This window comes from Marmoricola sp. RAF53, assembly GCF_052114005.1.
In the GTDB taxonomy this organism is placed as follows: Bacteria; Actinomycetota; Actinomycetes; order Propionibacteriales; family Nocardioidaceae; genus Marmoricola.
On the sequence record NZ_JBFRDX010000003.1, the window covers coordinates 54,793 to 67,861 of the forward strand.

The following is a 13,069-nucleotide window of genomic DNA, read 5'->3' on the forward strand; positions in this document are numbered from 1 at the left end:
TGGCTCGACACCCAGGTGGCGTGAGCTCAGGCGAGCGGGACCTGCCACTCCAGCAGCGTCCCGTGCGGCTCCTCCGAGGTGATCGCGAACCGGCCGCCCAGGTCGGTGGCGCGGCGGCGCACGTTGCGCAGGCCGCTCTCGCTGCGCGCGTCCGGGATGCCGCGGCCGTTGTCGGAGACCCGCAGCGTCAGCCGGCCGTCGGCGACGTCGACCTCGACCACGCACGCGTCGGCGTCGGCGTGCCGGGCCACGTTGGACAGCGCCTCCCGCAGAGTGGCGACCAGGTGCTCGGCCACCGGGCCCGGCACCTCGCTCTCGACCTCGCCGCGGAGCCGCACGAACGGCGTGAAGCCGAGGACGGGGACGTACTCCTTGGCCAGCGCCCGGATCTCGCTCTTCAGCGAGGAGCCGTCGACCCGCTGCAGCTCGAAGATCGTCGACCGGATGTCGCGGATGGTGGTGTTCAGCTCCACGACGATCTCCTCCAGCCGCACCTTCACCTCGTCCACCAGCACCTGCCGGCGCAGCCCCTGCAGCTGTAGTGCGGCCGCGAAGATCCGCTGGATGACCGAGTCGTGCAGGTCGCGGGCGATCCGGTCCCGGTCGGCGACGAGCATGTGCTCCTGCCGCTCGAACAGCCCCTGGGTGCGGTCGAGGGCGAGGGCCGCCTGGTCGGCGTACGCACGGAGCAGCGCGGTCCAGGCGTCGGTGACCCCGCCGCCGGAGTCGTCCAGCAGCACGATCAGCGAACGCCCCGGGACCAGCCGGGACGGCAGCGGGACGACCACGACGGTGCGGCCGACCGCCTGCCCGACCCGGAGCTCGCCGGTGGCCACCGCCTCGACGACCAGGGCGTCGGACTGCTGCCGGGCGGCGGCCAGGGACGACTCGGAGATGCGGACCCGCCGACCGCCCGGACTGCAGTGCTCGATGAGCACCTCCTCGCCCTCGGTCCCGATCACGGCGACCAGGAGCGCGCCGGCGACCTCGCAGAGGCCGGAAGCGACCCGCCGCAACGCCCCGGGGACGTCGTCGGAGTCCTCGAGCGCGTGCGACAGGGCCAGGCTGGCGGCCAGCCACTCCCGGCGCTGTTCCCCGAGCAGCTGCGTGCGCGCGGTGCCGATCACGAAGCCGGCGAGCTGGGCCAGGATCACCACCAGGGCCTCGTCGCGCTCGGTGAAGTCGGCGCCGTCGGCCTTCTCGGTCAGGTAGAGGTTGCCGAGGACGTCGGCCCCCACCCGGACCGGCACGCCGAGGAACGTCTTCATCGGCGGGTGGTGGGCCGGGAAGCCGAGCGCCTGCGCGTGCTCACCGAGGTCGCCGAGCCGGAGCGGCCGCGGGTCGTCGACCAGCAGCCCGAGGATCCCGTGGCTCGTCGGCAGCGCCCCGACCAGGGCCATCTGCTCGTCGTCGAGGCCGTGGATGACGAAGTCGGCGAGGGTCCCGGACTCGTCGAGCAGCCCGAGGACGCCGTACCGGGCGCCGGTGAGGTCGCAGCACGTCGCCACCAGCCGGTCCAGCGACCCGCGGAGGTCGAGGTCCTGGGTGATCCGCAGCAGCGCGTCGATGACGTCCTGGGAGTCGACGTCGACGCGCGCCTTCGACGTCTCGCTCACCCGGCCCAGCGTAGTGACGCCGGCCACCGGCGGACAGGTCGGCTCAGTCCGCCAGCGTCTCGTTGAAGCGGGCGAGGCCGTCGGCCAGGGCGCGGACCTCGGCGGGGTCCCAGCCGTGCAGCCGGGCGTCCAGCACGTCGCGGCGCCACTCCGCCATCTCGGCGAGCCGGGTCCGGGCCAGCGCGGTGACCGCGAGGATCGAGGCGCGGCCGTCGTGCGGGTCCGGGTTCCGCTCGATCAGCCCGAGCTCGAGGAGCTGGTGGACCAGCCGGCTGACCGAGCCCTTGTCGAGCGCGAACGTCTCCGCCAGCTCGCCGGCCCGCCGCGGACCGTGGTCGGCCAGCGTCAGCAGCAGCGAGTACGACGTCGCGTTCAGCTCGGGGTGGATCATCGCGGCCCGCTCGGCGATCCCGCGCCGGACCCGGCGCAGCAGGATGCCGATCTCGTGCTCGAGAGTCCGCATCGCCTCGTCGCGGGTCTCCGCGTTCATCTCATCCCACCGTCACCGTCTCGTCGAGCTGCTCGGCCGCCCCGGCGGACGGCGCGTCGAGCGTAGTGCGCAGCGGCACCTCGCGGATGAAGAGGACCGCGACCAGGGCCGCGACGGCGAACGGCGTGGCCACCAGGAACAGCTCGCCGGTGGAGGCACCGAAGGCGTGCTCGAAGATCGCCCGCACCGGGCCGGGCATCGCGGAGAGGTTCGGGATCTGGTGGCTCTGGGAGGCGTCCGGGTGGATGCCGATCCGGGTCAGGCCGGAGGTCACCTTGTCCGCGACCTGCGCGCTCAGCAGCGCGCCCAGGGCCGAGACGCCGACGGAACCGCCCATCGACCGGAAGAACGCGACCAGCGAGCTCGCCGCGCCCATCTCCTCCGGCGCGGTGTTGTTCTGCACCGCCAGGATGAGGTTCTGCATCGTCGCCCCGAGACCGACGCCGAGGACGGCCATGAAGCCGCCGACGACGACCAGGGAGGTCGTCTCGTCGATGGTGCTCAGCAGCGCGAGCCCGGCGACGACCAGGACCATGCCGCCGACCAGGAAGCCCTTCCACCGGCCGGTGCGGGTGATGATCCGGCCGCTGACGATGCTGGAGACGAGCAGGCCGCCGACCATCGCGATCGACATCAGGCCGGCGTGCGTCGGGCTCATCCCGCGGGCGATCTGGAAGTACTGCGAGAGGTAGACGGTGGCGCCGAACATGGCGATGCCGACGAAGACGCTGGCGATCACCGACAGGCTCGTGGTCCGGTCGCGGAAGAGGTGGATCGGGATGATCGGCTCCTTGGCGATCTTCGCCTCGACGAAGACCGCGGCACCGAGCAGGGCAACCCCGAGGGTGACCAGCTCCCAGCTGGTGGTCGAGCCCCAGGCGAACTCGTTGCCGGCCAGCGAGACCCAGATCAGCAGGGTGGAGACACCGGCGACGATGAGGCCCGCGCCGAGGAAGTCGATGTTCACCTCGCGGCGTACGACGGGCAGGTGCAGGGTCTTCTGCAGCACGATGAAGGCGATCAGCGCGATCGGGATGCCGACGTAGAAGCAGGACCGCCAGCCCAGTCCGGGCAGGTCGACCAGGACGCCGCCGATCAGCGGGCCGCTGACGGTCGCGATCGCGAAGACCGCGCCGATGTAGCCGGAGTACCGGCCGCGCTCGCGCGGCGGCACCATCGTGGCGATGACGACCTGGACCAGCGCGGTCAGGCCGCCGACGCCGAGCCCCTGGAAGGCGCGGGCACCGATGAGCACGCCCATCGACGGCGCGGTCGCGGCGATCAGCGAGCCGACCACGTAGATGACCAGCGCCGACTGGACGAGCACCTTCTTGTTGAAGAGGTCGGACAGCTTGCCCCAGATCGGGGTCGAGGCGGTCATGGTGAGCAGCGTGGCCACCACGACCCAGGTGTAGCCGGACTGGCTGCCGTGGAGGTCGGTCACGATGCGCGGGAGCGCGTTGGAGACGACGGTGCTGGACAGCATCGCGACGAACATGGCGAGCAGGAGTCCGGAGAGGGCCTCCATGATCTCGCGGTGGGACATCTGGCCGGTGGTCTCCGCCGGCAGGGCGGTCTGAGTCATAGTTGTATTGTGCAACCATCTAGTTGCTAGTTGCAACTATTGGTGAGGTGGATCACCGGCGGGGTGGAGGCCGGGGAACGCAGCGACCCGCAGGCGTGGGCCTCGAGGGGCCCTGGCCGGTGGACTACCGGTTCGCCTGCGGGTCGGGTGGCTGCGATTGGTTTACGCCGGCAGCCGCCGGCGTCGCCCCACGCAAAGGGGGCCGGGTTGCTGCTAGCTCGCAGCCACCTCACGCGTCCTAGAAGAACTCATTCTGTGGACCACCTCCTTTCCCGTGTACGACGAGATTACGTCGCCTCCGGCCGCCCGACAACGGGTTAATCCATCCCGCGGGCTAGACCGATCCGCGGCCGGGAACCATCCCGGTTCCCCGGTGCGACAGTGAGGTCATGGGCAATCTCCAGCCGGGGACCACCACGGACCAGCGTGACGACGCCGCGCTGGTCCGTGCGGCGGCCGACGGCGACAGCGGAGCGCTCCGGACGCTCTACGACCGGCACGCGCCCTGGCTGGTCGCCCGCCTCACCCGCCGCTGCAACGACCGCGAGGTCGTGCTCGACGTCGTCCAGGACACCTTCCTCGCCGCGTGGCGGGAGGCCGGCAGCTGGCGCGGCGACGGCGAGGTCGCGGGCTGGCTCTGGGGGATCGCCTTCCGCCGGATGGTCTCGCGGCTGCGCCGCCGCAAGGACGTGCTGCTGCTCCCGGACTGGGACGGCCAGGTGGACCACTCCGTCCCCGCTGCCGAGGAGCAGGTGCTGCTCGGTGTCGAGTACGGCGACCTCGCCGGTGCGCTGCGCCGGCTCTCCCCCGAGTTCCGCTCCGTCGTCCAGGCCGTCGTCCTGGACGGGCTGACCACCAAGGAGGCCGGCCGCCTCCTCGGCGTCCGGGAGAACACCGTGAAGACCCGGTTGCACCGGGCCAAGGCGCAGCTGCGCCGATCCGTCGCGACGACACCGCTGGAGGGATGGCGATGACGACCTGGCACACCGGCGAGCACCTGCTGACCGCCTACGTCGACGGGGCACTGGACGCGCTCGAGGGCGCCTCGGTCGAGCAGCACCTGCTCGTCTGCGCCGCATGCCGGACCCGGATCGGCGCCGTGGTCGACCCGGCCGCGCTCACCGCCGGCTGGGACCGGGTCCGCAGCGGGATGGAACGGCCACCGCAGCCGTCCGCCATCCGGCTCGCCCGGCGGCTCGGGCTCTCCGACTCCCTGTCGGTGCTGCTGGCAGCGTCCGCCTCGCTCCGCACGGCCTGGCTGTCGGCCAGCTTCGTCGCGCTGGGGTTCGCGTTCCTGGCGACCAGGCTGAGTGACGGCAGCACGCTCTGGCCGTTCCTGCTGGTCGCTCCGCTCATCCCGGTGATCGGGGTGGCGGCGTCGTACAACGCCGCCACCGACTCGCTGGAGACCCTGATCGTGACCTCGCCGTACGGGCGCACCCGCCTGATCCTGGTGCGTGCACTCGGCGTCCTGGTGACCTGCCTCCCGGTCGCGGTCCTGCTCGGGCTGGCACTGCCCGGCCCGAAGTGGGTCGCGGCCGCGTGGCTCGGGCCCGCGCTCACCCTGGTCCCGGTGCTGCTGGCGCTGGCGTCGTTCATCGGCCCGCGCGCGGCCGCGGGCGCCGTCGCGATCAGCTGGAGTGCGACCGTCGCGCTCTCGGTCCGGTTCCACCCGCCGACCTGGCCGGTGGAGACCGGCCGCCAGCTCGGCCTGCTCGCGCTCGCCCTCGTCGCGTGCGGCGTGCTGGTCGCCCGGTCCCGGGCGACCCGGAAGATCGGAGCGGCACTGTGAACGCGATCTCGCTGTCCGGCGTGCGCAAGCGCTACGGCGCCACCACCGCCCTGGCCGGTGTCGACCTGTCCCTCGGACGGGGCGTCACCGGGCTGCTCGGGCCGAACGGCGCCGGCAAGACCACCCTGCTGCGGATCGTGGCCACCTCGATCGCGCCCGACGCGGGCGAGGTGCTGCTGGACGGCCGGGACCCGCACTCCTCGCACGAGGCGCTCACCGAGACCCGCCGCACGCTCGGCTACCTGCCGCAGGAGCTGGGCTTCCCGAGCGACATGACCACCTTCGGCTTCCTCGACTACCTCGCCGTGCTGAAGGAGTGGAACCAGCAGGCCGCGCGGACCCGCGAGGTCCGCCGGGTGATCGACCTGGTCGGACTGACCGAGTGCAGCACCAAGCGCGTCGTCCGGCTCTCCGGCGGACAGCGGCGCCGGGTGGCGCTGGCCCAGGCGCTCATCGGCGACCCCCGCATCCTGGTCCTGGACGAACCGACCACCGGGCTCGACCCGGCGCAGCGGGCGAGCCTGCGCCAGACGTTGTCGGCGATCGCCGCGGAGTCCGCGGTGCTGCTCTCGACCCACCAGACCGAGGACGTGGCCGCGCTGTGCGAGCGCGTCGTCGTCCTCGCCGCCGGCGAGGTGCGTTTCGACGGCTCGGTCCTCGACCTGGTCCGCTCGGCGGAGGGTCAGGTCTGGCTCTGCGACTCGGCCTCCGACACCGGCGTCGCCACCTGGCGCACGGGCACCGGCCACCACCGCGTCGTCGGCGGACCGCGTCCGGCCGGCTCGGAGGCCGCCGAGCCGACCCTCGAGGACGCCTACCTCCTCATGCTCGGGACCCATGCTCCGGCTGCCCTGCCCTGACCGATGATCCCAACACCAGGAGACACGTCATGACTGCAACGCACGCTTCCGTGGGCACGGGTCCGAGTCTGGGCGCGATGGCCCGCATCGAGACTGGCCGGCTGGCCCGCAACCCCTTCTTCGTCCTCGCCGCGCTCGTCACCTTCGGGCTGAGCCTGTACATGGGCCTCACCTCCACGCACGACACCCCCGGCGACCTGCTGTCCTGGACGGTGATCCCGGCCTTCTTCGTCGGGCTCACCTCGCTCGTGCTGATGGCGCGCCAGACCCGGTCGACCGAGGCCGCCGCCGAGGCGCTCACCGCGGCCCCGGGCAGCGAGGCCCGTCGTACCCAGGCGCTGCTGGCCGCCTGCCTGCTCCCGGCCGCAGTCGGCCTCGCGTACGTCGTCTTCATGATCGTGCTCACCACGATCAAGGATCCCGCGCCGCAGGAGTGGTGGTTCGGCACCACCAGCGACCTGCAGGTGTGGGCGATCCTGCTCGCGAACGCTCCGGTGGCGTGCTTCGGCGGCGCGGCGCTCGGCGTGCTCACCGGCCGCTGGCTCCGGTTCCCGGGCGCGGCCGCCGTGGTCGTGGTCGCCCTCGTCGTGGTCGACATGCTCGGCCAGGCGTTCACCGAGGAGGACCTCGGCAGCCCGGTGCTCCGGCTCTGGACACCGTGGGCCACCTGGCAGTCCGGCACGGACACCGACGGCACCGCTTCGCTCTACGGCGGCAACGCCGTGTGGTATCTCGTCTACACGCTGTGCCTGTGCGCGGCCGCGGCGCTCGCCGCGATCTGGCACGACCGGGCCGCGCGCACGACCCAGCTCAAGCGCACCTTCGTCGCCGTCGTGGTGGCCGGGCTCCTCGCGCTCACCCTGGCGATGACGACCGGCCACAGCGACAACCGTGTCTCCGACCCGGTGCCGTGGATGGTCGGGTGAGGACGATGCACCTCTGGTACGCCAGGCGCGCGATCCCGTGGATCCCGTTCCTGGCGTGCCTGCTGGTCGCGTCGGCGGCCTTCGCCGCGGCAGCCGTCTGGCCGGCACTGGCCGCTGTCTTCCTGCCCGGGACCCTGGCGGCGTCCGCGGCGGCCCCCGGGTTCCTCCTCGACGACCCCGCGGCCCCCGCCACCCGGGTCACGCCGCGTGGCGCTCGCTGGGCCCCGCTCACCCGCGTCGCTGTCGCCCTCGTCCCGGCCGCACTCTGGGTCGCGGCGGTCACGACCGTGGCCCCGGACGGCGACCGGCACACCCGCTGGGTCCTCGCCGGCTGGTCCGCGCAGCTGCTCGCCCTCGGGCTCGCGTGGTGGGTCTCCCGTCGCGGCGTCGCCGCTCCCGGGAGCACGGTCGCGCCCGCGGTCGCCGGTCTCACCCTGGTGCCGATCGTGATCGGCCCGTTCGTCGGCTGGACCCCGCTGTGAGCCGGGGTCAGGCGACCGCGGCGCTGAACTGCGCGTTGTACAGCCGGGCGTAGGCGCCGCCCGACGCGAGCAGCTCGTCGTGCGTGCCCTGCTCGACGATCGCACCATGCTCCATCACCAGGATCAGGTCGGCGTCCCGGATGGTGGAGAGCCGGTGCGCGATCACGAACGACGTCCGGTCGGTGCGCAGCGCCGCCATCGCCTTCTGCAGCAGCAGCTCGGTGCGGGTGTCGACCGAGCTCGTCGCCTCGTCGAGGATCAGCAGCGCCGGGTCCGAGAGGAACGCCCGCGCGATCGTCACGAGCTGGCGCTCCCCCGCGGACAGGTTCGAACCCTCCTCGTCGATGACCGTGTCGTAGCCGTCCGGCAGCGAGTGCACGAACCGGTCCACGAACGTCGCCCGCGCGGCGGCCTGGATCTGCTCCTCGGTCGCACCGGGGCTCCCGTAGGCGATGTTGTCCCGGATGGTGCCCTCGAACAGCCAGGTGTCCTGGAGCACCATGCCGGTCTGGCTGCGCAGGGCCGCGCGCGGCATCTGGGCGATGTCCACGCCGTCGAGGGTGATCCGGCCACCCTGGAGCTCGTAGAACCGCATCACCAGGTTGACCAGCGTGGTCTTCCCCGCGCCGGTCGGTCCGACGATGGCGACCGTGTGCCCCGGCTCGGCGACCAGCGACAGGTCACCGATCAGCGGGGTCTCCGGGCTGTAGGAGAACTCCACGTGCTCGAAGCGGACCTCCCCGCGACGGGCCTCGGCGGGCGCGGGCGCGGCCGTCCCGTCGGGCTGCTGCTCGGGGGCGTCGAGGAGCTCGAAGACACGCTCGGCCGAGGCCACCCCGGACTGCAGCACGTTCGCCATCGAGGCGACCTGCGACAGCGGCTGGGTGAACTGCCGGGTGTACTGGATGAAGGCCTGCACCTCGCCCAGCGAGAGCGCCCCGCTGGACACGCGCAAGCCGCCGATGACCGCGACCACGACGTAGTTGAGGTTCCCGATGAACATCATGATCGGCATGATCAGGCCGCTCACGAACTGGGCCGAGAACGACGACCGGTAGAGCTCCTCGTTCTCCTCGGCGAAGACCCGCTCGGCCTCCGCCTGGCGACCGAACACCTTGACCAGCGCGTGCCCGGAGAAGGTCTCCTCGATGTGCGCGTTGAGACGCCCGGTACGCCGCCACTGCTGCACGAACATCCCCTGGGACCGCTTCATCACCTTGGCGGTCACGACCATCGAGATCGGCACGGTGACCAGCGCGATCAGCGCGAGCAGCGGCGAGATCCAGATCATCATCGAGAGCACCGCGAGGACGGTCAGCACCGAGGTGAGCAGCTGGCTCATCGTCTGCTGCAGCGACTGGCTGACGTTGTCGATGTCGTTGGTGACCCGGCTCAGCAGCTCGCCGCGCGGCTGCTTGTCGAAGTAGTCCAGCGGGAGCCGGTTGACCTTGTCCTCGACCTCCGCGCGCATCCGCAGCACGGTGCCCTGGACGACGTCGTTGAGCAGGTAGCCGGCCAGCCAGGCCAGCGCCGAGCCGAGCACGTAGATCGCCAGCACGACCAGCAGCACGCGGCCGACCGCGTCGAAGTCGACGCCCTGGCCCGGGACCAGGTCCTTCATCGAGGCGATCATGTCCGCCTGCCTGTCCTTGCCCGCGGCGCGGAGACCGGCGACCGCCTGCTCCTGGGTGAGCGTGTCCGGCAGCTTGCCGCCGATCAGGCCGGCGAAGATCAGATCGGTGGCCTTGCCGAGGATCCGCGGGCCGATCGCGCTGAGCCCCACGCTGACCACGGTCAGCGCCAGCACCGCACCGACCTTCAGCCGTTGCGGGCGCATCCGGCCGACCAGGCGCTTGGCGGACGGGCCGAAGGTGGAGGCCTTCTGGCCGATCATGCCGCCGCCCATCGGCCCGCGGCCGGGGCCCGGTCCGGCGACGACGCGCTCGGTCTCCTTGAGCTGCCCGGGCGCGGCCGCCGGCGCCGGCTTCGTCTCGTTCGTGCTCATGCCGCCTCCTCCGCGCTCAGCTGGGACGCGACGATCTCCTGGTAGGTCGCGCAGCCGGCGAGCAGCTCGGCGTGCGTGCCGCGGCCGACGATCTCGCCGTCCTCGACCACGAGGATCAGGTCGGCGTCCCGGATCGTGGAGACGCGCTGGGCGACGATCAGCACGGTGGCGTCCCGGGTGACCGGCTTGAGCGCGGCCCGCAGCCGGGCGTCGGTGGCCAGGTCGAGCGCCGAGAACGCGTCGTCGAAGAGGTAGACCTCGGGTCTGCGGATCACCGCCCGGGCGATCGCCAGGCGTTGCCGCTGGCCACCACTGACGTTGGTGCCGCCCTGGGCGATCGGGGCGTCGAGGCCCTCAGGCATGGCCTCGACGAAGTCACGGCCCTGGGCGATCTCCAGGGCCGCCCACATCTCCTCCTCGGTGGCGTCCGGCTTGCCGTAGCGGAGGTTGTCGGCGACGGTGCCGCTGAACAGGAACGCCCGCTGGGGCACGAGGCCGAGACGTGCCCAGAGCGCCTCCGGGTCGAGGTCGCGCACGTCGACGCCGCCGACCAGGACCCGGCCGTCGGTGACGTCGAAGAGCCGCGGGACCAGGTTGACCATGGTCGACTTGCCGGCGCCGGTGGAGCCGATGATCGCGACGGTCTGGCCCGGGACCGCGGTGAAGCTGGCGTCCTTGACGACGGGGTGGTCGGCCCCGGGGTAGCGGAACTCGACGGCGTCGAAGACGAGCGTGCCGCGCTCGGTGGTCCCGGTGACGGGTCGGACCGGAGGCAGCACCGAGGACTCGGTGTCGAGGACCTCGACGATCCGGTCGGCGCAGACCGCCGAGCGCGGGACCATCATCATCATGAAGGTCGCCATCATCACCGACATCACGATCTGCATCAGGTAGGAGAGGTAGGCGGTCAGGTCGCCGACGTGCATCTGGTCGTTCTCGACCCGGTGGCCGCCGAACCAGAGCACCGCCACCGAGGCGACGTTCGCGACCAGCATCACCGTCGGGAACATCCCGGCGAGCCAGCGACCGGCCGTGATCGAGACCTGGGTCAGGTCCTCGTTGGCGGTGGCGAAACGCTCCGTCTCGTGCTTCTCGCGGACGAACGCGCGGACCACGCGGACGCCGGTGATCTGCTCGCGCAGCAGCCGGTTCACCTCGTCGATGCGCTCCTGCATCAGCCGGAAGCTCGGCACCATCCGGGACACGATGAAGCCGATCGAGAGCCCCAGGACGGGCACGACGAGCACCACCAGCCAGGAGAGGCCGAGGTTGACGTGCACGGCCATCACGATGCCGCCGACCATCATGATCGGCGCCGACACCATCAGGGTGCCGCCCATCAGGACGAGCATCTGCACCTGCTGGACGTCGTTGGTCTCGCGGGTGATCAGCGACGGGGCGCCGAACTGCTGCACCTCGCGCGCCGAGAAGCGGCCGACCCGGTGGAAGATCGCGCCCCGCAGGTCGCGGCCGAAGGACATCGCCGTCCGGGCGGAGAACCAGACCGCGATGATCGAGCAGGTGATCTGCACCAGCGACACCGCGAGCATCAGGCCGCCGTGGCGGAGGATGTAGCCGGTGTCGCCGTTGATGACGCCGTTGTCGATGATGTCGGCGTTCAGCTTGGGCAGGTAGAGCATCGCGACGGTGCCGACGAACTGCAGCCCGACCACGATCGCGATCGGCCGCTTGTACGGCGCCAGGTAGTCACGGACCAGGCGGGTGAGCATCAGGAGTCTTCCTCGGTCGTGGAGTGGGTGGCCAGGAGGCCGTTGAGGACGGTGTCGACGATCCGCTCGGGCGACATCAGCTCGCCGTCGGTGATCTCGGCGTGGCTGCCGGCGAAGGTGAGCAGCCGGAGCACCCGGACGAGCTCGGCCGGCGGGACCCGGAGCAGGTCGGCGTCGGGCGCGACGATCTCGGTGAGGGCGTGCGCGACGTGGGCGCGCCAGTCCCGGCGGCGGTCGTGGTCGGCCTTGACCGCGTCGGGCGGTCCCATCATCCCGAGCGCGCGGATCAGGCCGAAGGAGGAGACGAACCGCTCCTGCATCAGCCGGGTGACCTCGACGAGGCGCTCGCGCAGCGGGAGGCTGCGGTCGACACCGTCGAGCACCTCGACGAACGTGCCCGAACGGAAGGCGTGGATCACGGCCTCGTCGACGAGCTCGTCCTTGCTGGTGAAGACCCGGAAGATCGTGCCTTCGGCGACGCCGGCGGCGTCGGCGATCTGCCGGGTGGTGACGTTGCGCCCGTGCTCGTGCAGCAGCGGCAGCGTGGCCTCGATGAGCGCGGCGCGGCGCTCCTTCGCGGGCATCGCGGGGGCTCGGGACATGCGCTCCACTCTAAGTGAGTGAGTACTCACTCACAAATGCTTTACGCCGACCGTCACTAGAGTGTCCGGTGGACCCGCCGCGTCCGCGGCAGGCCGGCACTCTCGGGAGAACTGCACATGAAGAAGCACCTCTGCTGGGCCGCGCTGTGCGCGGCAGCCCTCACCGCCGCCCTCGCGGCATCCCCCTCCGTCGGCGCCTCCGCGGCGCCCGCCCCCGGTGCCGCGGCCCGGGCCGGGACCGACGCGATCGCCTCCGCGATCGCCTCCGGTGCCTCGGACGCGACCCTGCGGCACCGGTTCGGCCTGGTGGCCGAGACCGGCACCAGCGGACGCGGCGCGGCGGCGCCGGTGCCGTCGCCGGCAGCGCGGGTCGCGGTGCCCGAGCGGGCGGCCGGCTGCGGGGAGGTGCTCCGCGTCGGCGGCAGCCCGACGTACATGAAGATGGCCGCGCCGCGGTTCTACCGCAACACCCGGTCCACCGGCGCCCCGTACTACGTCGCCGCCTCGTTCCACTGGGACAAGGGCGACCGGCTGCTGTGGAGCGGGTGGTCGTGCACCGGAGCCATCGGCGGCCGCGACGGCATCGGCCTCACGGTCGACCAGTCGGTGGTCCGGATCAGCCAGAGCCTGTCGCTCTGCGCGTACGGCGTCTGCAAGACCGGCCGCGGCAAGGCGGTCCTCGCCGACAACAACGCCCACGGAGCGTCGTACACCTACGTCGACACGGCGACCTCGCTGGGCGCCGACTGGTACTCGGGCACGATCACCGTGGGGTTCAAGTACAAGTACCCCAAGCGGTGCCACCAGGCGTTCGCCAAGTACGCCCACACGTGGAGCACCACCAAGGTCAACGGGATCGGCGTCGGCCCGTACTCGCTGAGCGTCTCGTGGAGCAGCTCCGCGCACCGCTGGGCCGTCGCGAGTAGCACCGGCCGCAACAGCCGCTGCTGAGGTCGGCGAAGGGCCCGGCCGCCGCTCTCG

12 protein-coding genes are annotated in these 13,069 nt (G+C 72.0%); 6 read left to right on the forward strand and 6 right to left on the reverse strand.

Annotation, left to right across the window (positions count from 1 at the left end; all coding sequences use genetic code 11):
• Positions 1 to 26: 26 nt before the first annotated feature.
• From AB4Y76_RS03305 to AB4Y76_RS03315, 3 genes are read right to left on the reverse strand one after another with little or no spacing between them, the layout of a single operon-like run.
• Entirely contained in the window at positions 27 to 1,616 is a 1,590-nt protein-coding gene (locus AB4Y76_RS03305) for a GAF domain-containing sensor histidine kinase (protein ID WP_441922099.1), read from the reverse strand.
• A gap of 43 nt (positions 1,617 to 1,659) precedes the next feature.
• Complete coding sequence (locus AB4Y76_RS03310; protein ID WP_441922101.1) at positions 1,660 to 2,106, reverse strand: MarR family winged helix-turn-helix transcriptional regulator; 447 nt, start codon at positions 2,104 to 2,106, stop codon at positions 1,660 to 1,662.
• A 1-nt stretch (position 2,107) separates the two neighbouring features.
• Positions 2,108 to 3,691 (reverse strand): MDR family MFS transporter, encoded by a 1,584-nt coding sequence (locus AB4Y76_RS03315; protein ID WP_441922103.1) that lies wholly within the window; start codon positions 3,689 to 3,691, stop codon positions 2,108 to 2,110.
• Between the two features lie 389 nt (positions 3,692 to 4,080).
• Between AB4Y76_RS03315 and AB4Y76_RS03320 the strand changes: the two genes are divergently transcribed.
• The 5 genes from AB4Y76_RS03320 to AB4Y76_RS03340 all read left to right on the forward strand — a co-directional run bounded on the left by AB4Y76_RS03320 (position 4,081) and on the right by AB4Y76_RS03340 (position 7,751).
• Positions 4,081 to 4,665 carry an RNA polymerase sigma factor gene (locus AB4Y76_RS03320; RefSeq protein WP_441922105.1) on the forward strand — a complete coding sequence of 195 codons (585 nt, stop codon included), beginning with the start codon at positions 4,081 to 4,083 and terminating at the stop codon, positions 4,663 to 4,665.
• Complete coding sequence (locus AB4Y76_RS03325) at positions 4,662 to 5,483, forward strand: anti-sigma factor family protein (RefSeq protein WP_441922107.1); 822 nt, start codon at positions 4,662 to 4,664, stop codon at positions 5,481 to 5,483. Before AB4Y76_RS03320 ends, AB4Y76_RS03325 begins: the two co-directional genes overlap by 4 nt.
• Positions 5,480 to 6,343 (forward strand): ATP-binding cassette domain-containing protein, encoded by an 864-nt coding sequence (locus tag AB4Y76_RS03330; protein ID WP_441922109.1) that lies wholly within the window; start codon positions 5,480 to 5,482, stop codon positions 6,341 to 6,343. The genes AB4Y76_RS03325 and AB4Y76_RS03330 overlap by 4 nt, the downstream gene beginning before the upstream one ends.
• Before the next feature lie 77 nt (positions 6,344 to 6,420).
• On the forward strand, positions 6,421 to 7,269 hold the full coding sequence (locus AB4Y76_RS03335) for a hypothetical protein (RefSeq protein ID WP_441922111.1): 849 nt from the start codon (positions 6,421 to 6,423) through the stop codon (positions 7,267 to 7,269).
• Entirely contained in the window at positions 7,266 to 7,751 is a 486-nt protein-coding gene (locus tag AB4Y76_RS03340) for a hypothetical protein (RefSeq protein ID WP_441922113.1), read from the forward strand. Before AB4Y76_RS03335 ends, AB4Y76_RS03340 begins: the two co-directional genes overlap by 4 nt.
• Before the next feature lie 7 nt (positions 7,752 to 7,758).
• Here the strand turns inward: AB4Y76_RS03340 and AB4Y76_RS03345 are convergent, their stop codons facing one another.
• The 3 genes from AB4Y76_RS03345 to AB4Y76_RS03355 are packed head-to-tail and all read right to left on the reverse strand — an operon-like array spanning position 7,759 to position 12,088.
• Positions 7,759 to 9,756 carry an ABC transporter ATP-binding protein gene (locus tag AB4Y76_RS03345; RefSeq protein ID WP_441922115.1) on the reverse strand — a complete coding sequence of 666 codons (1,998 nt, stop codon included), beginning with the start codon at positions 9,754 to 9,756 and terminating at the stop codon, positions 7,759 to 7,761.
• Positions 9,753 to 11,486: an ABC transporter ATP-binding protein gene (locus AB4Y76_RS03350; RefSeq protein ID WP_441922116.1), complete on the reverse strand. Its 1,734-nt coding sequence runs from the start codon at positions 11,484 to 11,486 to the stop codon at positions 9,753 to 9,755. Before AB4Y76_RS03350 ends, AB4Y76_RS03345 begins: the two co-directional genes overlap by 4 nt.
• Positions 11,486 to 12,088: a TetR/AcrR family transcriptional regulator gene (locus AB4Y76_RS03355; RefSeq protein WP_441922119.1), complete on the reverse strand. Its 603-nt coding sequence runs from the start codon at positions 12,086 to 12,088 to the stop codon at positions 11,486 to 11,488. The genes AB4Y76_RS03350 and AB4Y76_RS03355 overlap by 1 nt, the downstream gene beginning before the upstream one ends.
• A gap of 117 nt (positions 12,089 to 12,205) precedes the next feature.
• Between AB4Y76_RS03355 and AB4Y76_RS03360 the strand changes: the two genes are divergently transcribed.
• A complete protein-coding gene (locus AB4Y76_RS03360) occupies positions 12,206 to 13,039 on the forward strand; it encodes a hypothetical protein (RefSeq protein ID WP_441922121.1) in 834 nt (277 codons plus the stop codon).
• The last annotated feature ends 30 nt before the right edge of the window (positions 13,040 to 13,069 follow it).